Source organism: Pseudonocardia spirodelae, from assembly GCF_037727765.1.
In the GTDB taxonomy this organism is placed as follows: domain Bacteria; phylum Actinomycetota; class Actinomycetes; order Mycobacteriales; family Pseudonocardiaceae; genus Pseudonocardia; species Pseudonocardia spirodelae.
This window is the reverse complement of sequence record NZ_JBBJUP010000013.1, coordinates 90,288-110,437: the sequence shown is the minus strand read 5'-3', so window position 1 is coordinate 110,437 and position 20,150 is coordinate 90,288. Positions and strand designations below refer to the sequence as shown.

At 76.0% G+C, this 20,150-nt stretch carries 18 protein-coding genes and 1 pseudogene; 7 read left to right on the top strand and 12 right to left on the bottom strand.

The window, feature by feature from the left end; genetic code table 11:
• Positions 1–21 precede the first annotated feature (21 nt).
• The 4 genes from WJX68_RS16845 to WJX68_RS16830 all read right to left on the bottom strand — a co-directional run bounded on the left by WJX68_RS16845 (position 22) and on the right by WJX68_RS16830 (position 5,225).
• Positions 22–330 (bottom strand): adhesin, encoded by a 309-nt coding sequence (locus WJX68_RS16845; RefSeq protein ID WP_340291940.1) that lies wholly within the window; start codon positions 328–330, stop codon positions 22–24.
• Positions 331–502: 172 nt separating this feature from the next.
• Complete coding sequence (locus WJX68_RS16840; protein WP_340291938.1) at positions 503–1,327, bottom strand: aldo/keto reductase; 825 nt, start codon at positions 1,325–1,327, stop codon at positions 503–505.
• 68 nt (positions 1,328–1,395) lie between these two features.
• On the bottom strand, positions 1,396–2,244 hold the full coding sequence (locus WJX68_RS16835; RefSeq protein ID WP_340291936.1) for a patatin-like phospholipase family protein: 849 nt from the start codon (positions 2,242–2,244) through the stop codon (positions 1,396–1,398).
• Positions 2,245–2,330: 86 nt separating this feature from the next.
• The gene (locus WJX68_RS16830; protein ID WP_340291934.1) at positions 2,331–5,225 is read right to left on the bottom strand and encodes an FAD-binding and (Fe-S)-binding domain-containing protein; all 2,895 of its coding nucleotides are present in this window, start codon (positions 5,223–5,225) and stop codon (positions 2,331–2,333) included.
• Positions 5,226–5,338: 113 nt separating this feature from the next.
• Here WJX68_RS16830 and WJX68_RS16825 point away from each other — a divergent pair, with 113 nt between their 5' ends.
• Together WJX68_RS16825 and WJX68_RS16820 are read left to right on the top strand one after the other, a co-directional pair.
• A complete protein-coding gene (locus tag WJX68_RS16825; RefSeq protein WP_340291932.1) occupies positions 5,339–6,241 on the top strand; it encodes an aminoglycoside phosphotransferase family protein in 903 nt (300 codons plus the stop codon).
• 17 nt (positions 6,242–6,258) lie between these two features.
• Positions 6,259–7,161, top strand: a complete 903-nt coding sequence (locus tag WJX68_RS16820) for a 1,4-dihydroxy-2-naphthoyl-CoA synthase (RefSeq protein WP_340291930.1) — start codon at positions 6,259–6,261, stop codon at positions 7,159–7,161.
• Here the strand turns inward: WJX68_RS16820 and WJX68_RS16815 are convergent.
• Complete coding sequence (locus WJX68_RS16815; RefSeq protein ID WP_340291928.1) at positions 7,155–7,382, bottom strand: hypothetical protein; 228 nt, start codon at positions 7,380–7,382, stop codon at positions 7,155–7,157. The two genes, WJX68_RS16820 and WJX68_RS16815, sit on opposite strands and share 7 nt — an antisense overlap.
• Before the next feature lie 176 nt (positions 7,383–7,558).
• Here WJX68_RS16815 and menE point away from each other — a divergent pair, with 176 nt between their 5' ends.
• The 3 genes from menE to WJX68_RS16800 all read left to right on the top strand — a co-directional run bounded on the left by menE (position 7,559) and on the right by WJX68_RS16800 (position 11,576).
• Positions 7,559–8,734 (top strand): o-succinylbenzoate--CoA ligase, encoded by a 1,176-nt coding sequence (gene menE / locus WJX68_RS16810; RefSeq protein WP_340291926.1) that lies wholly within the window; start codon positions 7,559–7,561, stop codon positions 8,732–8,734.
• A gap of 226 nt (positions 8,735–8,960) precedes the next feature.
• A complete protein-coding gene (locus WJX68_RS16805) occupies positions 8,961–10,544 on the top strand; it encodes a hypothetical protein (protein ID WP_340291923.1) in 1,584 nt (527 codons plus the stop codon).
• A 159-nt stretch (positions 10,545–10,703) separates the two neighbouring features.
• Positions 10,704–11,576, top strand: coding sequence for a 1,4-dihydroxy-2-naphthoate polyprenyltransferase (locus WJX68_RS16800; RefSeq protein ID WP_340291921.1), 873 nt, complete (start codon positions 10,704–10,706; stop codon positions 11,574–11,576).
• 88 nt (positions 11,577–11,664) lie between these two features.
• On the opposite strand, the gene WJX68_RS16795 is transcribed toward WJX68_RS16800, so the two are convergent.
• Positions 11,665–12,090 carry a DUF4229 domain-containing protein gene (locus WJX68_RS16795; protein WP_340291919.1) on the bottom strand — a complete coding sequence of 142 codons (426 nt, stop codon included), beginning with the start codon at positions 12,088–12,090 and terminating at the stop codon, positions 11,665–11,667.
• Between the two features lie 279 nt (positions 12,091–12,369).
• Here WJX68_RS16795 and WJX68_RS16790 point away from each other — a divergent pair, with 279 nt between their 5' ends.
• Positions 12,370–12,582 carry a BldC family transcriptional regulator gene (locus WJX68_RS16790; protein ID WP_073576557.1) on the top strand — a complete coding sequence of 71 codons (213 nt, stop codon included), beginning with the start codon at positions 12,370–12,372 and terminating at the stop codon, positions 12,580–12,582.
• Between the two features lie 82 nt (positions 12,583–12,664).
• Positions 12,665–12,898 carry a hypothetical protein gene (locus WJX68_RS16785; RefSeq protein ID WP_340291914.1) on the top strand — a complete coding sequence of 78 codons (234 nt, stop codon included), beginning with the start codon at positions 12,665–12,667 and terminating at the stop codon, positions 12,896–12,898.
• A 105-nt stretch (positions 12,899–13,003) separates the two neighbouring features.
• Here the strand turns inward: WJX68_RS16785 and WJX68_RS25250 are convergent.
• From WJX68_RS25250 to WJX68_RS16755, 6 genes and pseudogenes are all read right to left on the bottom strand, one after another.
• A pseudogene (locus tag WJX68_RS25250) lies at positions 13,004–13,882 on the bottom strand (MinD/ParA family ATP-binding protein); the annotation flags it as partial.
• Positions 13,883–15,362: 1,480 nt separating this feature from the next.
• Positions 15,363–16,322 carry a c-type cytochrome biogenesis protein CcsB gene (gene ccsB, locus WJX68_RS16775; RefSeq protein ID WP_340291912.1) on the bottom strand — a complete coding sequence of 320 codons (960 nt, stop codon included), beginning with the start codon at positions 16,320–16,322 and terminating at the stop codon, positions 15,363–15,365.
• Positions 16,323–16,326: 4 nt separating this feature from the next.
• Positions 16,327–17,973, bottom strand: a complete 1,647-nt coding sequence (gene resB, locus WJX68_RS16770; RefSeq protein WP_340291909.1) for a cytochrome c biogenesis protein ResB — start codon at positions 17,971–17,973, stop codon at positions 16,327–16,329.
• The gene (locus WJX68_RS16765) at positions 17,973–18,812 is read right to left on the bottom strand and encodes a cytochrome c biogenesis CcdA family protein (protein ID WP_340291907.1); all 840 of its coding nucleotides are present in this window, start codon (positions 18,810–18,812) and stop codon (positions 17,973–17,975) included. Before WJX68_RS16765 ends, resB begins: the two co-directional genes overlap by 1 nt.
• A gap of 82 nt (positions 18,813–18,894) precedes the next feature.
• Complete coding sequence (locus tag WJX68_RS16760) at positions 18,895–19,494, bottom strand: TlpA family protein disulfide reductase (protein ID WP_340291905.1); 600 nt, start codon at positions 19,492–19,494, stop codon at positions 18,895–18,897.
• A complete protein-coding gene (locus WJX68_RS16755) occupies positions 19,491–20,150 on the bottom strand; it encodes a histidine phosphatase family protein (RefSeq protein WP_340291903.1) in 660 nt (219 codons plus the stop codon). The genes WJX68_RS16760 and WJX68_RS16755 overlap by 4 nt, the downstream gene beginning before the upstream one ends.

Here is a 20,150-nt window from a genome sequence, read left to right as displayed (position 1 = left end):
CGCGGCCACCGCGGGGTGTGCTCAGGGTCCGTCCGGCGCGTCCTGCGCGACGATCGCGAAGCGCAGCTCCTGCTCGCCGTCGTCGGTCTGCACGGGCTGCACGTCGAGGACCTTGTCGTCGAGCAGCTGCGCCGCGGTGGGCTCCAGGAAGACGGTGACGCCCTCGCCGCGCAGCACGGTGTCGGCCGCGTCCGCGTCCCGGGCCAGCGCCAGCTCCAGTCCCTGCTCGGGGTCGGGTGCGGTGATCCGCAGGCCCCCGGACCCGGGCAGATCGGCGTCGGTGCTCAGGGTCCTGATCGCCTCGGCGGCGTTCTCGGTGATCGCCAACATCGTCCCCACCGTACGGACGCGGGCGCACACGTCCACCGGGCCGGCGGGTGTTCCGGGGCGCGAGGGGGACTCGCGACGCCGTGCCCACCGGATCGTCGCCGGTGTGACTCCGGACACGCGACGGCCCGGCACCCGTGCGGGGACCGGGCCGTCGCGGCGTGCCGGGTGCGGATCAGCCGAAGTCGTCCGGGTCCGGCCCGATGCGCTCGCCGGTGTGCAGCTTCTCGACGGCGGCGCAGTCGTCCTCGCTGAGGGAGAAGTCGAAGATCTCGAAGTTCTCCTGGATGCGGTCGGGGTTGTTCGACTTCGGGAACACGATGTTCCCGAGCTGGATGTGCCAGCGGAGCACGACCTGCGCGGCGGTCTTCCCGGCGCGACGGGCGATCTCGGCGAGCTCGGGCGCGTCCAGCAGGCCCTTGCCCTGGCCGATCGGGCTCCACGCCTCCAGCGCGATGTCGTGCTGCTGCAGGTACTCGCGCAGCTCGCGCTGCACCAGGTGCGGGTGGAACTCGATCTGGTTGATCACCGGCACGGTGGAGGTCTCCGCCGCGAGGCGCTCCAGGTGCGGGACCTGGAAGTTCGAGACGCCGATCGAGCGGGTCTTGCCCGCCTCCCTGGCGTCCTCGAGGCCCTGCCAGGTCTCGACGTAGCGGTCCTCCTTCGGCCGCGGCCAGTGGATCAGGTACAGGTCCACATGGTCGAGGCCGAGCTTGGTGAGGCTCTCGTCGAGCCGCGCGACGGCCTCCTCGCGGCCGTGTCCGTCGTTGTTGAGCTTCGTGGTCACGAACAGCTCGTCACGCGGGATGCCGGAGTCGGCGATGGCCTTGCCGACGCCCTCCTCGTTGCCGTACATCTGCGCGGTGTCGATGTGCCGGTAGCCCACGTCCAGGGCCGCCTTCACCTTCTCCGCGGTGTCGCCCGGCTCGATCTGGAAGACACCGAAACCGAGCTGGGGGATCTCCCGGCCGTCGTTCAGCTTGATGGTGGGAACGGTCATGGGCCTCGGCTACCCGGGCCGTCGCGCCGTCATGCGCGGCCGTGGGATGCGCCTCCGCCGGGAATACGTCAGGAGTCCCAGACCCGGGCGACCCGGGCGACGACGTCGACCGCCTGGGCCCGGCCCGCCCGTGCCGACGCGGCCCGGTGCGCCGGGTCGAGCGGGTTGCGGCCGAACGCGCGGCGCGCCCGCCGGTCCGGCTCGACGAGGGCGACCCGGGCGAGCGCGCCGAGCGCCTCGGCCTGCACCCGCGGCGACGCGGCGCCGCCCAGCCCGCCGGACAGCGGCGCGAGCACCACGACGCGGCCGTACCCGGCGGCGAGGTCGGCGTTGGCCATCGACCGCACCCCGCCGTCGACGAGGCGGGTCGGGCCGACGGTGACCGGCGGCCACACCCCGGGCACGGCGCAGCTGGCCGCGACGGCGGTCGCGACGTCGACGCCGTCGTCGCGGGTCAGGACCCGGAAGTCGCCGGTGTGGGCGTCGACGGCGGTGACCCACAGGTCCCGGTCGGCGGGCCAGCGGGCGTCGCCGAGGCGGGAGCGGATCACCCCGACCCGCTCGGCCTCGGGCACCGTCTCGGTGTCGAGCGCCATGCGCCCGATCCGCGCCCGCACCCGGCGGGCGTCGCGCGGGCCGCGCACCACCGCGGCGCCGACCCGCAGCGCGAGGCGCAGGCCCATGGTCGCGGCGATCTCCCCGGCCGGCGGGGCGAGCTGGGTCCCGTAGAGCTGAGCGGGGTCGCGGCCGGCGGCCAGGTTCGTGCCGACGACCGACCCGGCCGAGGTCCCGACGACGAGGTCGGCGTCGCGCAGGTCGACGCCGTCGGCGAGCAGGCCCGACACCAGCCCGTACATCCAGGCGATGCCGGTCAGCCCGCCGCCGCCCAGCACCAGCGCCCGTCGGTCGTCGGACATGGATCCTCCTCGTCGGCGCGCTGCATGGTCACCACGGACGAGGGGTCCGGTGCCGGGGCCGGCACCGGGCCCCTCGCCGCCGGCGATCACCGTCGCAGGGCGCGGTATGCGATCTGGGCCAGGTGCACCGGTTCCCGTTCCCCGGCCTGGCGGACCTGGGTGCGGCAGGAGTAGCCGTCGGCGAGCAGGTCCACGGACTCGTCGGCGGTGCGCAGCGCGGGCAGCAGGGCCCGCTCGGCGCACGCCATCGACACGTCGTAGTGGCCGTCCTCGAACCCGAAGTTGCCGGCCAGGCCGCAGCAGCCGGAGTCGAGCACGGTGGCGTCGACGCCGAGCGCGGCGAGCACCGCGCGGTCCGGCTCGGAGCCCAGCTCGGCGTGCTGGTGGCAGTGGATCTGCACCAGCGCGGCGCCGTTGCCCTCGCCCGCCGCGGCGGACAGCTCGTCGGCGTGCCGGGCCAGGAGCTCGGCGAAGGTCGAGACCTGCTCCCGCAGCAGCGCCACCCGGGGCTCGTCGGGCAGCAGCTCGGCGGCGTCGCTGCGCAGCGCGGCGGTGCACGAGGGCTCCAGCCCGACGACCGGGATCCCGGCGTCGAGCGCGGGGCCGATCGCGCGCAGGCTGCGCGCCAGCACCCGGCGGGCCGCGGTGACCTGGCCGGTGGAGGTCCAGGTCAGGCCGCAGCACACGTTCCTCGGGGGCAGCTCGACGCGGTAGCCGAGCCCGGTGAGCACGGCGACGGCGTCGGCCGCGATCTCCGGGTCGAAGTGGTCGGTGAAGGTGTCGGTCCACAGCAGCAGCGGGCCGCGGCTGCCCGGCGCGACGCCGAGGTCGGGCACCGCCGACATCGGCAGGCCCTTCGCGGCCTGCGCGGTGTAGGTCTCCCGGGCGATGGGCGGGATGGCGCGGCGGGCGTCGATCCCGCCGGCCTTCTTGGCGACCCTCGCGAGGAAGGGCACCTGCGCCAGCCGGTTGAGCCCGTCGACGGCGGCGGCCGGCAGCGTCCCGACGACCCGCAGCCAGCGGGGCAGCGCGCCCATCGAGTAGTGCGAGCGCGGCCGCAGCTTCCGGTGGTAGCGGTTCGCGAGGAACTCGGTCTTGTAGGAGGCCATGTCGACCCCGACCGGGCAGTCGGACTTGCAGCCCTTGCAGGACAGGCAGAGGTCGAGGGACTCGGCGACCTCGTCGGACTGCCAGCCGTCGGTGATGATCTCGCCGTTGGCCATCTCGAACAGCAGCCGGGCGCGCCCGCGGGTGGAGTGCTTCTCCTCCTTGGTGACGTTCCAGCTGGGGCACATGACGCCGGAGCCGGTGTCGATCGCGCACTTGCCGACGCCCAGGCAGCGCCGGGTCGCGCGGTGGAAGCTGCCGCGGTCGTGGCCGAACGCGAGCTTCGGCTCGTCGGGCATCGTGGGCATGCCGAGCTGGACGCGCAGGTTCTCGTCCATCGTCGCCGGGCGCACGACGCGGCCGGGGTTCATCCGGTCGTCCGGGTCCCAGATCTCCTTGAACCGCTCGAAGGCGGTGATGATCTGCGGCGGGTACATCCGCGGGAGCAGCTCGGCGCGGGCCTGGCCGTCGCCGTGCTCACCGGACAGCGACCCGCCGTGCGCGACGACGAGGTCCGCGGCGGCGATCATGAAGTCGCGGAAGTTCTGGACGCCGGGCTTCGTGAGCAGGTCGAAGTCGATCCGGACGTGCAGGCAGCCGTCGCCGAAGTGGCCGTAGTAGATGCCCTTGCGGCCGTGGGACTCCAGGACCTTGTCGAACTCGCGCAGGTAGGCGCCGAAGCGCTCCGGCGGGACGGCCGCGTCCTCCCAGCCGGGCCATGCCTCGCCGCCGTCGGGCGAGCGGGTCAGCAGCCCGGCGCCCTCCTCGCGGACCTTCCACAGCGCGGCCATCCGCTTCGGCTCGCCGACGACGACCGCGCCGGTCGTGTAGGCCTTCATCGCGTCGACGACGGCCTGCGCGGCGGCCTCGGCCTCGGCGCGGGTGGCGCCACCGGTCTCGACGTAGAGCCAGCCCTTGCCCTCGGGCAGCATCCGGCTGGTCGTCTCGTCCGGGCGCAGGGCGCGCAGCGAGGCGATCAGGCCGGCGTCCATCCCCTCGATGGTCAGCGGGTTCTGCTCGCGGACGATCATCACGTTGTCCGCGGCGTGGTAGGCGTCGGGGAAGCCGAGCACGGCCAGCGCGCGGGCGGGCGGGGACTCGACCAGGTCCACGGTCGCGGACAGGATCGTGGCGCAGGTGCCCTCGGTGCCGACCAGCGCCTTCGCCAGATTCACATTCCCGGGCACGAGCTGGTCGAGGTTGTAGCCCGACACCCGCCGCGTCAGCTCCGGCACGTGCTTCTCGACGTCGCCGGCGACCCCGGTGCCCAGCGCGCGCAGCGCGTCCGGGATCGCGCCGGTCTCGGTGCCGTCGCCGCCGAGGACGATCCGCTCGCCGCGGTAGGTGAGGACCTCCAGCGACGAGACGTTGTCGACGGTCTTGCCCCAGGCCACCGAGTGCGACCCGCAGGCGTTGTTGCCGATCATGCCGCCGATCGAGCAGCGGTTGTGCGTCGACGGGTCCGGCCCGAAGGTCAGCCCGTGCGGCTTCCCGGCGTCGCGCACCGCGTCGCAGACCGCGCCGGGCTGCACGGTCGCGGTCCGCGCGTCCGGGTCGACGGACAGGATCGCGTCCATGTGGGTGCGGAAGTCCAGCGCGACCGCGGTGTTGACGGCCTGGCCCGCGATGGAGGTGCGGGAGCCGACCGGCAGCACCGGCACGTCGTGGGCGCGGCAGACGGCCATCGCGGCCTCGACGTCGGCGGCGTCGCGCGGGGACACCACGCCGATCGGCACGCCCCGGTAGTTCGACGCGTCCGCCGACCACATCGCGCGGCTGCCGGCGTCGAACCGGACCTCGCCGCCGACGGCGGCGAGCAGGTCGTTCTCCAGGGCGCGGTACGCGGTCGTGGGACGCGCATCCTCGATGGTCACGGGGCTCCTCTCGGCGGTCCGGGGCACCGGTGACGCTACCCGGCCGCGTGCGGGCGCTCCCGGTCAGCGGAACGCGGTTGCGGTGATCCGGATCGCGCCGCCAGGCTGCGCGGATGCCCGGCCCCCACCGCGACGACCTCGCCGCCACCGTCACGGCGCAGTGGGGCGGTCGGGGCGCGGCGTGGCTCGCGGGCCTCGACCGGCTGGTGACCGGGCTGGCCTGCGAGCTGAACCTGGAGCTCGGCCCGGCGCTGCCGCAGTCGTTCCACGCGGTGCGCGCGGTGACCTGCGCCGACGGCACCGCCGCCGTGCTCAAGGCCGGGGTCCCCGACGGCCACCTCGACGCCGAGGTCGCGGCCCTGCGGGCCTGGAACGGCCGCGGCGCCGTACGGCTGCTGTGGAGCGACCCGGCCCGCGGGGTGCTGCTGCTGGAGCGGGCGGTACCCGGCACCGAGGCGGCCGCGGTGCCCGACGACACCGCGCTCGACACGATCGGCTCGCTGCTGGCGACGCTGCACACCGCGCCGGTGCCGGCCGGGCTCGACCCGGTCTCCTGCGAGCGGGCGGCGTTCGACGCGCACCTGGCCCGCCGCGACGAGGTCCTGCCGCGGACGCTGGTGGAGCGCGCCGCCGCGCTCTGGACGGGGCTGTGCGCCGGCGCGGAGCGCGAGGTCCTGCTGCACGGGGACCTGCACCACCACAACGTGCTGGCCGCGACGCGCGAGCCGTGGCTGGCGATCGACCCGCACGGCCGCGTCGGCGACCCCGGCTACGACTGCGGCCAGGTCCTGTACAACCCGCTCGGCGCCGACCCGGACGACCTCGCGCGCCGCGCCCCGGACCGGCTGGCCCGGCTCGCGGGCGCCGTCGGCGTGCCGTGGGACCGCGCCGTCGCCTGGGGGTTCGCGGTGTGCGTGCTGTCGGAGGTGTGGGACGCCGACGGCGACCCCTCGTGGGCCGGCCCCGGCACCGCGCTCGCCGTCGCACGGCGGCTGGCCCCGCTCGTCGCGGACTGAGTCCTTACAGTGCGGCCATGACCGTCTCCGAGACCTTCGACCCGGACGCGTGGACACCGGTCGACGGGTTCGACTTCCGCGACATCACCTACCACCGCGCCCGCTCCACCGGCGCGGTGCGGATCGCGTTCGACCGCCCCGAGGTCCTCAACGCGTTCCGCCCCGGCACCGTCGACGAGCTGTACCGCGCCCTGGAGCACGCCCGCACCAGCGCCGACGTCGGCTGCGTCCTGCTCACCGGGAACGGGCCGTCGCCCAAGGACGGCAAGCGCGCCTTCTGCTCCGGCGGCGACCAGCGCATCCGCGGCCGCACCGGCTACCAGTACGCCTCCGGCGACACCGCCGAGACCGTCGAGCCGGGCCGCGCGGGGCGGCTGCACATCCTCGAGTGCCAGCGGCTGATCCGGTTCATGCCCAAGGTCGTCATCGCCGTCGTCAACGGGTGGGCGGCCGGGGGCGGGCACTCGCTGCACGCCGTCGCCGACCTGACGCTCGCCTCCCGCGAGCACGCGCGGTTCAAGCAGACCGACGCCGACGTCGGCTCCTTCGACGGCGGCTACGGCTCGGCCTACCTCGCCCGGCAGGTCGGGCAGAAGTTCGCGCGGGAGATCTTCTTCCTCGGCCGGACCTACAGCGCCGAGCAGATGCACCACATGGGCGCGGTCAACGCCGTCGTCGACCACGCGGAGCTGGAGGCCGAGGCCCTGCAGTGGGCCACCGAGATCAACGGCAAGTCGCCGCAGGCCCAGCGGATGCTGAAGTACGCCTTCAACCTCGCCGACGACGGCCTCGTCGGCCAGCAGCTGTTCGCCGGCGAGGCGACCCGGATGGCGTACATGACCGACGAGGCGGTCGAGGGGCGGGACTCGTTCCTGGAGAAGCGCGACCCGGACTGGTCGCCCTTCCCCTGGCACTACTGAGCGCGCTGCTCCAGGGCCGGACGCGGCCGCGGGACGGGGACCGGCCGCGGCCGCGGGGCGGGCACCGCGACGACGGGCGCCACCGGCGCCGCCGGCAGGTCGAACGCCAGCGCGGCGAGCTCGCCGGCGACCGCGCGGTGCCCGGACCCGGCGGTCCGGCGGCAGCGCAGGGTGCGCGGGGCGCCGGTCGGGGACGCGTCGGGGACGGCGGTGTGCGGCATGGTGAGCTCCTTCGAACCCGGTGAGCGGCGGGCGGTGCGCCGCCGCTCTCGCCCGGTGCATCGGGGCCCGGCGCCCGCTCGTTGCAGCTCCCTTACACCGTTCCCCGAATCTGATGAAAGACGCCGTTCGGACGCCACCACGAGTTGCGGTCGTCACGGCAGGAGAGGTGGACCGCATGGCGGTGCAGGCACTGGCGGTGGACGGCTCGGCCGGGTCGGTGACCCGGCTGGCGGCGGCGTTGCGCTCCGCGGTCGACGGGAACGGGCCCGCGGTCCTGCCCGTGCGCGACGGCGGGGGGCCGGACCTGCCCGCCCCGGTCGCGCGGGCGGTCGCGCAGGGGGCGCTGCCGGAGGGGCTCGCCGCGGTCGTCGCGACCTCCGGGTCGACCGGGGAGCCGAAGTACGTGGCGCTGACCGCGGGCGCGCTGGCGGCCTCGGCGGCGGCGACGCACGCGCGCCTCGGCGGGCCGGGCGCGTGGCTGCTGGCACTGCCGGCCGAGCACGTCGCGGGCGTGCAGGTGGTGCTGCGGGCGCTGCTCGCGGGTACCCCCTGCGTCGTGCAGGACGTGCGGGAGGGCTTCCGGCCCGACGGGCTGGCCCGGGCGACCGGCCGGATGGCGCACGGCACCCGCCGCTACACCAGCCTGGTCCCGACCCAGCTCGCCCGGGTGCTCGACCACGGCGGCGCCCCGCTGTACGCGCTGGCCGGCTACGACGCGGTGCTCGTCGGCGGGGCGGCGCTGGACCCGCGGCTGCGCGAGCGGGCGCTGTCGCACGGCGTCCGGGTCGTGACGACGTACGGGATGAGCGAGACCTGCGGCGGCTGCGTCTACGACGGCGTCCCGCTCGACGGCGTCGAGGTCACCCTGGAGCCCGGCGACGGGCGGGTCGTGCTGGGCGGGCCGGTCGTCGCGGCCGGGTACCTGGGTGCGCCGCGGGAGACGGCGGCGGTGTTCGGGCCGGGGCCCCGGTTCCGGACCGGTGACCTGGGCGCGCTGGCCCCGGACGGGACGCTGACCGTGCTGGGCCGCGCCGACGACGTCGTCAACACCGGCGGGGAGAAGGTCGCGCCGGCGGCGGTGGAGCGCGCGCTGCTCGCCGTCGACGGGGTGCGGGCGGCCTGCGTGGTCGGCCTGCCCGACGACGAGTGGGGGCAGGTCGTGGCCGCACTCGTCGTCACCGGCCCGGACGCCCCGGACGACGACGCGCTGCGCGCCGCGGTCCGCACGGCCTGCGGGCGGGCCGCCGTCCCGCGGCTGCTGCACCGGGCCGGCGCCGTGCCCGAGCGGGGCATCGGCAAGCCGGACCGCGCCGCCGTCGCCGCGCTGCTCGGCGGGGTCCGGCACGGCTGACCGTCACCCAGCGGATCCGACGGTCACGTTCGGCGACCGGATCGCCGCGCAACGCACGGGATACCGCCACCCGAACTGTGTACACACCTTGGAGTTGGTTCACGCAGCGTGCGTTGCGCGCGCCCCGGAGATCGAGTGTGCTTCGACCACTGGCGGCACAGAGCCCCCTCGAACCACAGGGATCACTGTCGTCACACGAGTCACAGCGATGCAGCGGGGGTTGTCCATGCACAGGATCACGCGGGCCGGGCTGCGGGCCGTCGGTCTGCTCGCCGCGACCGGCGCGCTGTGTGCGGCCACCACGGTCCCGGCGATGGCCGATGAGCCGGGGACGACGTGGCGGCCGGAGCTGTCCGAGGGCAGCGGGAACGGCGTGGTCGTGTCCCCCGACGGGGCCCGCTTCGACCGGTCCACGGCGTTCGGCGCCCCGGCCGGCGACGGCGGCGACACCGAGTCGTCCGCGGACCCGTCCGGCGTCGTCCCGACCGGCCTGCTGACCCTGGCCCCGCGCACCCTGGACGCCCCGACCCGCGAGGTCGACTCGCAGGTCGACGCGGACCTCCCGCCCGGCTCGACCGCCTCGGTCGACGTGCGCGGCAAGCGGCCGGGCGGCGGCTGGACCGAGTGGGTGCCCGCCGAGGGCTCCCGCACCGAGCTGCCCGAGGCCGTCCGCGAGGTGCAGGGACGCCTGGTCCTCACCGCCACCGGCGACGCCGGCCCGACGGTGCGCGGGCTGACCCTGACCGCGACGCCCGGCACCGGCGCCGAGAGCGCGCCCGCCACCGAGGCGGCGCCGCGGAGCTACTCGGTCTTCGCCACCCGCGAGGGCCTCGTCGGCGGCACCACCGCGAACGGCCACAAGATCGTCGACCGGGACCGGTTCGTCGCGCTGCCGTCGCGCCGCGCGCTCTCGGCCAACGGCAAGACCGACTACTCGGTGAAGGTCTGCGCCCCCAACGGCCGCTGCGCGATCGCGCCGGTGTGGGACATCGGCCCGTGGAACACCAAGGACGACTACTGGAACCCGTCGAGCCAGCGCGAGATGTGGAAGGACCTCCCGCAGGGCGTCCCGCAGGCCGCGGCCGCCCGCAACGGCCACAACGGCGGCAAGGACCAGTTCGGCCGCAAGGTCGCCAACCCGGCGGGCATCGACCTGGGCGACGGCATCTTCTGGGACGTCCTCGGCCTGAAGGACAACTCGCAGGTGCAGGTCGACTACCTGTGGACGGGCTCGCAGCGGCTGTCCGCGGTCCGCGCCGAGGGCGGCCCCGACGTACAGATCCTCGCGCGCCCCGAGGCCGGCGCGGAGTCGGTCGGGATCGCCGTCGACGCGACCGAGGTGCCGGTGCAGTGCACCTCCGGCGCGTTCGTGCGGATCGGCGACGGCCAGTACCTCCCGGTGACGGCGTTCACCGCCCTCCCGGGTGACGTCCCGGCCTGCGACGCCGCCCCGGCCCCGGCCGACGCCGCGGCACCGCGGACGCCGGACGGCGCCGCCCCCGCGCCGGTTCCCGCGGCCCCGGACGGCCCCGCGTCGCCCACCGCGCCCACGCCCGCGACGCCCGCCCGGCCCGCCGGGGACGCACCGGACGGCACCGCACCGGACGGCACCGCGCGCACCGGGACCGAGCCGGCGGATGCCGCGCCCTCTGCCGCCGCGCCCTCGGCCGCCGCACCGTCGGGAGCCGCGCCGTCGGGGGCGGGGACCGGCGACCCCGCCGCGCCGGGCACGGACGTCCCGGACGCCGACGCCCAGTCCGCCCCCGCCTCGTCCGGCTCGGCCCGGCGGGCACCGTCGGGGCAGGGCTGACCCCGTCACCCACCGGGATGCGGCCCGGCCCGCGGAGTCGACCTCCACGGCGCCCCGGGCCGCATCCCGGCGCGCGCGCCGGTGCGGTGCCCGCCGCGACGGTGCGCGACAGCGGTTCCGGGCGGGTGGCGCCCCACCGCGCGGGATAGGTTCGACGCCGTGGCCACCACGGCAGAGTGGGTCGAGGGCGCGCGGCCGCGCACCCTGCCCACCGCGATCTCCCCCGTCCTCGTCGGGACCGGCGCCGCGCTCGGCGCGGGTGCCGTCGCCCCCGGCTCCGCGCTGCTCGCGCTCGTCGTGGCCGTCGCGCTGGTGGTCGGGGTGAACTTCGCCAACGACTACTCCGACGGCATCCGCGGCACCGACGACGACCGCGTCGGCCCGCAGCGCCTCGTCGGCTCCCGGGCGGCCGAGCCGGGCGCCGTGCGCGCCGCCGCGTTCGCGTGCTTCGGGGTCGCCGCCGTCGCCGGGCTGGTGCTGACGGCGGTGTCCGGCCAGTGGTGGCTGGTCCTCGTCGGCGCGCTGTGCATCGTCGGGGCCTGGTACTACACCGGTGGCGCGCGCCCCTACGGCTACGCCGGCCTGGGCGAGGTCGCGGTCTTCGTGTTCTTCGGCCCGGTCGCGGTGCTGGGGACGACGCTGACCCAGGCGGGCGCGGTCGACGCCGCCGCCGCCGGGGCCGCGGTCGGCACCGGGCTGCTCACCTGCGCGGTGCTCGTCGCGAACAACCTGCGCGACATCCCGGGCGACCGGGTCGTCGGCAAGCGCACGCTGGCCGTACGGCTCGGGGAGCACGGCACCCGGATGCTCTACCTGGCGCTGGTCCTGGTGCCGTTCGTGATCGCCGTGGGCGTGGCCTTCGACCGCCCGGGCGCGCTGGTGGCGCTGCTCGCGCTGCCGGCCGCCGTCCGGCCGGTGCGGATCGTGCTGGGCGGGGCGCAGGGCCCGGCGCTGATCCCGGTGCTGCGTGACACCGGCCTGCTGCTGCTCGCCTGGGGCATCGCCGTCGCGATCGGGCTCGCGGCGGGCTGACCCACCGGCCGCGGGCGCCGCACCCGCCCGGGCGCTCCGGGCCGGGCGCCGGGCCCGGCGTTCCGCGGGACCGCCGCCCGCGCCGGGCTCAGCGTGGGGCGGGACCGCCGCCCGCGTCGGACGGGCCGGGCTCGTCCGCGGCCGGCCCGGTCCGCGAGGTGCGGTCGTCGCCGGGCGACGTGGCGGGACCGTCCGGGACCGGCGGCGGCCCGACGTCGCCGCGCAGCTGCGCACGCAGCGACGCGCGCTCGGACGAGCGGCGCGCCGTCGACGCCGCGATCGCCCGGTCCAGCCGCGCCCGCAGCCCCCGGAAGAGCACCATCGACAGCGGCAGCGCGACGACGAGCGCCACGAGCAGCGCGACCAGCCACGGCACCCCGACGAGCGTCAGGACGACCGTGATCACCGCGAGCAGGCCGAGCCGGGCGAGCGTGTAGAGCGCCACCGTGGCGGCGAGCCCGGGCTCTCCGGCGCGGGCCCGCGCCGAGGCCTGCGGCGGGGTCGGGGAGGTCATGGTCCCAGGGTACGGACCGTGCCCGCCCGCGCGCCGCTGCCCGGTTCGTGCCCGGCCGCACGTCCCGTCCCGCGCCCCGGACCCCCACTCCTGCCCCGATGTCCGCTTCACGCGGTTCACCGGCTTTGCCCTTTAAGAACCCTTTACTCACACAACACCGTTCGAGTACCCGAGGTCTGTGGTGTCACGATGGCCCGGAAACACCGAGCGGTACCCGGCCGGACGCCTCCGGCGAGCACCGTGAACAGCGACTCCACGTGCCTTTCCGGGAGGAACACCATGGCAGCTCCGACGCAGGCCCCCGAGCGACTGCTCACCCCGGGCGAGGTGGCCACGCTCTTCCGCGTCGACCCCAAGACCGTGACCCGCTGGGCGTCCGCGGGCCGGATCGGCTCGATCCGCACGCCGGGCGGCCACCGCCGGTTCCGCGAGTCCGAGGTCCGCGGCCTGCTCGCCGACCTCACGAGCGAGGCGAACACGGGTCTGCGCTGACCCCACACGCCCACGGGTGAGGGTATCGACTTCACCCGCACGTCAGGCCACCTTCGCTACGCTGGTCAGCGGAGGTGGCCTGATGTTGTTCTTCCTGATCCTGCTCCTCGGCGCGGCCGTGGTCGCGGTGCTGCTCGTCCGGACGCTGCGGTCCGAACAGGTGGTCTCCGACCGTCGTACGCGACCCGATTTCCCCTGGTCGTCCGGGCAGCGGCCCGAGAAGCCCCGCACGACCGGGCCCGACGACGACCCGGACTTCCTGCGCGAGCTGGACGAGAAGGTCCGTAACCAGGAGGACCCGCCCGAGCGTCCGTGACCGGCCGCGCCGGTCCACACCTCCCCAAGACCTCTTTGCCGAAGGGCGGTCCTCCCCACCGGGGGGACCGCCCTTCGGTGTTTCCGGTCACACGAGCGGCGCCGGTCAGACCGGGAAACCGTCGGCGACGGCCGCGGCGAGCTCCAGCAACGCGATCCGGGTGGGCTCCTCGAGGCGCTCCAGGTCGATCTCCGCGCCCTCCTCCAGGTGCGGGTCGAACGGCACCTTGACCACGGCCCGGCACCGTCCCGAGAAGTGCTCGGCGACGCGGTCGAGGTCCACCCCGCCACCGGCCCGCCGGTAGACGGTGTTGATGACGACGACGGCGTTGCGCACCAGCGCGCCGTAGCCGTGGGCGTCGAGCCAGTCCAGCGTCGCCGAGGCGCTGCGTGCACCGTCGATCGACCCCGACGACACGACGACGATCTGGTCGGCCATGCCCAGCACGCCGTACATCGCCGAGTGCATCAGGCCGGTGCCGCAGTCGGTCAGCACGAGGTTGTAGAAGTGCTCCAGCAGGTCCACCGCGCGGCGGTAGTCGTCCTCGCTGAACGCCTCCGACACCGCCGGGTCCTGCTCGCTGGCGAGCACCTCGAGCCGGGACACGCCCTGCGAGGTGTAGGCGCGGACGTCGCTGTAGCGCCGCACCCGGTCGGCGTCTCGCAGCAGGTGGCGGACGGTCGCCGTGGTCTCCAGCGGGATCTTCTGGCTGAGCGTGCCGCGGTCGGGGTTCGCGTCGACCGCGACGACCCGGTCGCCGCGGTGCGAGGCGAACGTCGCACCGAGGGTGGCGGTGACCGTCGTCTTCCCGACCCCGCCCTTCAGGCTCAGCATCGCGATCTTGTGCGAGCTGATCAGCGGCCGGTTCGCCCGCGAGACCAGGTCACGCCGGTGGAGCTCGGCCGGGCCCTCCCCCGGGTTCACCAGGCCGCCGGTCAGGACGTACACCCAGCGGCGCCACCCGCTCGACGGCGGCCGGCTCGTCCCCCGCCCGGCCCGCGACGGCGCCAGGTCCAGCCCGCCGTGCGGCTCGTCGCCACGGCGGTGCTGGGCGGCACGCGCCTCGACGGCCTCCGGCGGGGTCCAGCGGGGGCGCCGCACGCCCGTCTGCGGACGGCCGCGGGCCGGCGTGACGGTGTGCTGCGGCCCGGTGTCGTCGGTGTCCCAGGCGGCCCGCCACGGACGGTCCGACGCCCGGGGGCGGCGGGTGCGCTCGGCGGTCGGGCCCGGGTCCGCGGCGGCCGGGGGCGGCACGGTCCCGTTCCCCGCGGCCCGGTCCCGCGCGCCGGAATCCTCCCCGGGGGCGCCCTCCCCGCCGGAGCCCTGCCCGGCCGGATCCGGCTCGCGCCGGATGCGGTCGGAACGGTCCGGCCGCGGGCGGTCGCGCCCGTCGCGCTCGGGCCCGGGACCTCCCCGCCCGTCCGGGTGCCGCCCGGCGGCGGCCGGGTCGCCCGCGTGCGGCCCGGCCCCGGACGCCGGCCCGGCCGCGTGCGGCTCCCCGGACGACGGCCCGGCATCAGCCGGCCCGCCGTCGGCCGGCCCGCCGTCGGCCGGCGCGGCGGCGGACGGCGCGGCTGCGGACGGCTCCGCGGCGGACGGCTCCGCGGGGCCCACCGGCTCGGTGGCGGGCGCCCCGGCGGCGGACGGGCCGGCGGACGGGGCCACGGCGGGACCGGCGGCTGCGGCCGTGGCCCCGGCCGCGGACGTCTCGGCCCCGTCGGACCCGGTCCCGCGCAGGGCCTCACCGGGGGGCCCGCCTGCCGGCTCCCCGGCCGAGGGTGCGCCCCCGTACCCGAGCGCCGGGGCCGGGGCGTCGGGGGACCGGTCGGCGCGGCGCCAGATGAGGTCGGCGTCCGGGTCGTCCTCCGGTACCGCCGACGACGGCACCGCCCACCACGGCTCCGGGTCGTTCCCCCCGGCGCGGTACAGGCCGGTGTCGTCGGGACCGTGGTCCTGCGCGGCCGGGTCCGGGCCCGGGTCGTCGCGCCGGTGCCGCGGGTCGCCGCCGGTGGCGGGCGCGGCGGGGTCACCGTCCGGGGCGGGCTCGGGGGCGGGCGCGGCGGCACCGGGGGCGCGCAGCGCCGAGAGGTCCAGGCCGTGCGGCGGGGTGGACGGGTCGATCTCGTCGACCAGGTCGTCGTCGATCTCGGGCAGCTCGCTGCCCCAGGCCGACCCCGCGGGCGGGGTCTGCGTCCCGATGCCGGCCCGGCCCGGCGCGGGGGCCGAGGCCGCCCGCTCGGCGGCCGACGGCGGCCGCGGCGGCGTGCCGGAGGGCTCCGCGGGCGGCTCCACTGCGTCGTCGTCGGACGCACGCCTGCGCCGTCCGAACGACCGGCCGGGGGACTCCGCGGCTCCCCAGCGCTCCCGCACGTAGCGGCCCACCGATCCGTCGGGCTGCTCGCCGGAACCGTTCTCACTCACGGGAAACGACGGTAGCCGGGCGGAACCCGGTGGTCGAGGCGCCTCACACCCCCGCGTAGGAGTGCAGTCCGGCGACCACCATGTTGATGAAGAACAGGTTGAACACGATCGTGGCGAAGCCGGCGGTGTTGATCCACGCCGCGGCACCCGAGTTCTTCCATCCGGCGGTGGCCCGCGCGTGCAGGTAGGCGGCGTAGAGGATCCAGGCGACGAACGCGACCGTCTCCTTGGGGTCCCAGCCCCAGAACCGACCCCACGCGGCCTCGGCCCACACCGCGCCGGTGATGATCCCGAAGGTGTAGAGCGGGAACGCGAGCACCGTCACGCGGTAGGCCAGCCGGTCGAGTGACTCCGCCGACGGCAGCTTGGCCGCCCAGGACGCGGGCTTCCCGTGCCGCTTGACCAGGAACAGCAGGCTGGCGACACCCGGGACCAGCAGCAGGCCGGAGGCCAGCGTGATCGTCGTGACGTGGATGATGATCCAGTACGACTGCAGCGCCGGGACGACCGGAGCCGCGTCCAGGTAGAGCACCGTGCCGGTGACGAACATCAGCAGCACGACCGGGGTCAGCACGAACACCCCCGCCGGGCGCAGGCCCGGGTGCCGGCGCACCAGCACCAGCCACGCCCCGACCGCCATCAGGCACAGCGCCGAGGTGAACTCGTACATGTTGCCCAGCGGCCAGCGGTAGGCCGCGAACCCGCGCAGCACGATCGATCCGAGGTGCGTCAGCGCCGCGAGGATCATCAGCGAGACGCCGATGCGGCCGTGCCGGTCGGCGCGGGTGCGGGTCGCGCGGCCGGCGGTCCCGTCGTCGCCCGGCCGGGCGGGCGTCGCCCCGGACGCGCCGACGGCGGCGAGCTCCTCCTGCCGGGCCGCCGCGCGGGCCACGCGCCCCGCCGCGTACTCCAGCGACGCGAACACCAGCGCGAGCAGCAGCACGACGAGCGTCGCCTGGAACAGGCGGTCGCTCCACATCGCGATGGTCGGATCGACGAGCATCGGGTCAACCGTCCTTCGTGTCCGTCGGGTCGAGCAGCTCGGCCGTCAGCCGGTCGAACTCCTCGCCGTAGCCGGCCCGGTCGGTCCGGGCCAGGCCTCCGAGCTGGATGCGGCTGCCGTCGCCGGTCGCCGCGGGGGTGACGCGCACCCAGAACCGGCGCCGGGTCACCGACAGCGACAGCGCGAGGCCGCCGACCATCAGGACCGCCGCCGCGAGCACCCAGGTCTGGCCGGGGTCGTGGCCGACCTGCAGGTTCACCCAGGGGGTGACACCGTCGAACCGGACGACGGTGCCGTCCGGCAGCCGCACGGTGTCCCCGATCCCGAGCCGGGCCGTGGCGACCGAGCGCAGCTCGCCGTCGTCGATCTTCTGCTGGTCCACGCTGAAGATCGACTGGCCGCGGCCGTCGTCGATGCCGAGGTCGCCCAGGAGCACCTCGACGTCGGCGGTCGGGGACCGCAGGTCGGGGTGCACCGAGACCAGCTTCCCCTGCGGGTCGACGGCGCCGGTGGGCGCGAACGTGCCGGTCACCGCGATCTGCGAGGTACGGCGCCGCTCCGGGTCGGTGACGCCGGGGCGCTCGAACTTCGTGGCGCCCTCGGAGAGCTGGGTGCCGGACTGGTCGACCGGGCGCCACTGGATCTCCCCGGTGCGGCTCTGCCCGTCCGGCCAGGTCACCGTGAACTCCGGGGCGTAGCCGTAGCCGGTGAGGTAGACGCGGTCGCCGTCGGTGCGCAGCGGGTGGTTGACCGCGATCTCGTCGGGCCGCCAGGTCGGGACGCCGTCGCGGACGTCCTGCCCGGTCTGGTAGCCGACCGAGGCGCCGAACGTCGAGGGTTGCCCGTTCGGCAGCCACGTCCCGTCGAAGCGGTCGACGCGCACGCAGAACTCGTTGAGGTCGGTGCCGTCGACGCGCAGGCCGGCGCGGAAGCTGTCGTAGCCGAGGATGGAGCTGTTGCAGAACTCGCTGCCGTCGGCGCGCACGATGACGTCGCCCTCGTAGCCGTACATCTTCCCCGCCGCCAGGCCGAGCAGGATCCCGATGAGGCTGAGGTGGAACACGAGGTTGCCGGTCTCGCGCAGGAAGCCCTTCTCCGCCGAGATCGTGCGGGCGCCGTCGTCCTCGGTGCGCTCGGCGCGGCGCCAGCCGCGGAGCAGGTCGCGGGCGCGGGCGAGCTCGTCGTCGGCCGGCGCGGCGGAGACGCCCTCGGCGTGGTGCGGCAGCCGCGCCAGGTTGCGCGGGGTCATCACCGGGGGCTGGCGCACCGATCGCAGGTACTCGGCGGTGCGCGGCAGCACGCAGCCGACCAGCGAGATCATCAGCAGCAGGTAGATCGCGGCGAACCACGGGCTCGCGAACACCTCGAACCCGCCGAGGGCCTCGACGACCGGCGCGAGCGCGGGGTTGTCGCGGTAGAAGTCCTCGACCAGGAACGCGTTCAGCGAGCGCTGCGGCAGCAGCGCACCGGGCAGCGCGGCCAGGGCGAGCAGGAACAGCAGGACCAGCGCGGTGCGCATGCTGGTCAGGCCGCGCCAGGTGTTGCGCAGCAGCGCCAGCACCCGCGACACCGGCCCGGGACGCGACGACGGCGACCCGCCGTCCGGCGTCGTCACGGGCGGCTGGGGCGGGGCGGTGGGCGGCGAGCTCATCAGATCGGCGGCGTGAACCCGGCGATCGAGACCTGCAGCTTCACCAGCCACTGCGACCAGAGCCCGGACACCAGCAGCGCCCCGACCAGGATCAGCAGCACTCCCCCGGCGACCTGGACGGCGCGGGTGTGGCGGCGCAGCCAGCCCAGCGCGCGCACGGCGCGGGTGGCGCCGAGCGCGATGAGCACGAACGGGATCCCGAGCCCGGCGCAGTAGGCGAGGATCAGCACGATCCCGCGCGCCGAGCCACCGCCGGTCCCGGCGGCGACGGCGACGACCCCGGCGAGCGTCGGGCCGATGCACGGCACCCAGCCCAGGCCGAACACCGCGCCGAGCAGCGGCGCGCCGAGCAGGCCGGCGCGGGGCGTCCAGTGCGAGCGGTACTCGCGCTGCAGCGCCGGGATCCACCCGGCGAACGCGAGCCCCATGACGATCATGACGACCCCGCCGGCGCGCTGCAGGAGCGCCTCGTTGTCGATCAGCACGTCGGACAGCCAGACGACGCCCACCATGATCGCGCCGAAGACGACGGTGAACCCCGCGACGAACAGCAGGGCGGCCCCCGCGACGCGCCAGCGGCCGTCGTCGCGGACGGGGGCCGCGGTGGCCGTGCCGGCGGGTGCGCCGGCACCGTCGCGGCGGGCGGCGGCGCGCTCGGTCGCCTCGGCCGGCGTGACCGGCGGGGACTGCGCGCCGACCAGGCCGGCGAGGTAGGCGAGGTAGCCGGGCACGAGCGGCACGACGCACGGCGAGGCGAAGCTGACCAGCCCCGCGGCGAGCGCGACCAGTGCTGCGAGCAGCAACGGTCCCGAGATCGCCAGGGTGGTGGTCGCGTCCATCGCCCTCCAGGGTAGAAGCCCCACCGGCCGCGTCGCGCGGCGGGTTCTACAGCGTGTAGTGCAACCGGCCGGTCACCGGGTGTCAGCCCGCGGCGCCCGACGACGGCTCGGCCGCGAGACGGGTGATCAGCGGCAGGAGGTCGGAGCTGCCGACCGGCACCAGGAACACCGCCGCGACGCGGGCCCGGCGGTCCAGCACGATCGTCGAGGGGACGACGTTGCGCGGGTAGCCGTTGAGCCGGGCCAGGGTGCGACCGGGTGCGTCGAAGATCGAGTCGTAGGTGATGCCGCGGTCGGTGACGAAGTCCTGGGCGGCCTGGCGGTCGTCGCGGACGTCGATGCCCAGGACGACGGCGTCCTCGCGGGCCGCCTCGGCCACCGCCTGCAGCTCCGGCGCCTCGGTCCGGCACGGGCCGCACCACGACCCCCAGATGTTGATCACGCGGACCTTGCCGGGGAAGTCGCCGATCCCGACCTCGGTGCCCGGACGCAGCAGGCTCTCCCCGCGCAGGTCGGTGATCGTCTGACGGCTCTCCGGCGGGTCGTAGGTGATGCGCACCTCACCGCCGGGCGCGACGAACTGGAAGTCCTGCCCGGGTCCGCCGCCGGCCGCGTCGCGCCCGACACCGCAGCCCGCGACGAGCAGCAGCACCCCCAGCAGGCCGAGCAGGACGCGCCTCATGCGCCGGTCACCATCGCGCCGCTGGGGCCGGCCGGCTCGGCGTAGCGCAGGCCGGTCATCCGGGTGCCGGTGAACTCGATGCTGGTCAGCGACGCGAGCGCGCACTGGCGGCGGCGCGGGTCGTGCCACAGCCGCTGCCCCAGCAGGTAGCGGCGCAGCGTCCAGATCGGGAGCTGGTGGGACACGCAGACGACCTCGCGCCCCGGCGCGAGCGCCCGCGCGGCGTGCACGGCGCCGAGCATCCGGTGCGCGATCGCCAGGTACGGCTCGCCCCAGGACGGGGTGAACGGGTCGCGCAGCAGGCGCCACACGTGCGGGCGCTTCAGCGCGCCGTCGCCGACGCCGAACCGCTCGCCCTCGAACAGGTTGCCGGACTCGATCAGGCCCTCGTCGGTGTGGATCGCGACGCCGTGCGCGTCGGCGATCGGGGCGGCCGTCTCCTGCGCGCGCTGCAACGGCGACGCGACGACGGCGGCGACGTCGTTGCCGTCGAGGTGGGCGGCGACGGTCTTGGCCTGGGCCCGTCCGTGGTCGGACAGGTGGTAGCCGGGGATGCGGCCGTAGAGGACGCCCTGCGGGTTGTGCACCTCGCCGTGGCGCAGCACGTGCACCACGGTCACCGGCCCCGACGCGGGCGGGCTGGTCCGGTCCCCCAT

Bases quoted from the DNA above. Each gene is read 5' to 3' on its own strand.
- WJX68_RS16845 (WP_340291940.1), bottom strand. From the start codon at position 330: ATGTTGGCGATCACCGAGAACGCCGCCGAGGCGATCAGGACCCTGAGC.
- WJX68_RS16840 (WP_340291938.1), bottom strand. From the start codon at position 1,327: ATGACCGTTCCCACCATCAAGCTGAACGACGGCCGGGAGATCCCCCAG.
- WJX68_RS16835 (WP_340291936.1), bottom strand. From the start codon at position 2,244: ATGTCCGACGACCGACGGGCGCTGGTGCTGGGCGGCGGCGGGCTGACC.
- WJX68_RS16825 (WP_340291932.1), top strand. From the start codon at position 5,339: ATGCCCGGCCCCCACCGCGACGACCTCGCCGCCACCGTCACGGCGCAG.
- WJX68_RS16820 (WP_340291930.1), top strand. From the start codon at position 6,259: ATGACCGTCTCCGAGACCTTCGACCCGGACGCGTGGACACCGGTCGAC.
- WJX68_RS16815 (WP_340291928.1), bottom strand. From the start codon at position 7,382: ATGCCGCACACCGCCGTCCCCGACGCGTCCCCGACCGGCGCCCCGCGC.
- menE (WP_340291926.1), top strand. From the start codon at position 7,559: ATGGCGGTGCAGGCACTGGCGGTGGACGGCTCGGCCGGGTCGGTGACC.
- WJX68_RS16805 (WP_340291923.1), top strand. From the start codon at position 8,961: ATGCACAGGATCACGCGGGCCGGGCTGCGGGCCGTCGGTCTGCTCGCC.
- WJX68_RS16795 (WP_340291919.1), bottom strand. From the start codon at position 12,090: ATGACCTCCCCGACCCCGCCGCAGGCCTCGGCGCGGGCCCGCGCCGGA.
- WJX68_RS16790 (WP_073576557.1), top strand. From the start codon at position 12,370: ATGGCAGCTCCGACGCAGGCCCCCGAGCGACTGCTCACCCCGGGCGAG.
- WJX68_RS16785 (WP_340291914.1), top strand. From the start codon at position 12,665: ATGTTGTTCTTCCTGATCCTGCTCCTCGGCGCGGCCGTGGTCGCGGTG.
- ccsB (WP_340291912.1), bottom strand. From the start codon at position 16,322: ATGCTCGTCGATCCGACCATCGCGATGTGGAGCGACCGCCTGTTCCAG.
- resB (WP_340291909.1), bottom strand. From the start codon at position 17,973: ATGAGCTCGCCGCCCACCGCCCCGCCCCAGCCGCCCGTGACGACGCCG.
- WJX68_RS16765 (WP_340291907.1), bottom strand. From the start codon at position 18,812: ATGGACGCGACCACCACCCTGGCGATCTCGGGACCGTTGCTGCTCGCA.
- WJX68_RS16760 (WP_340291905.1), bottom strand. From the start codon at position 19,494: ATGAGGCGCGTCCTGCTCGGCCTGCTGGGGGTGCTGCTGCTCGTCGCG.
- WJX68_RS16755 (WP_340291903.1), bottom strand. From the start codon at position 20,150: ATGGGGGACCGGACCAGCCCGCCCGCGTCGGGGCCGGTGACCGTGGTG.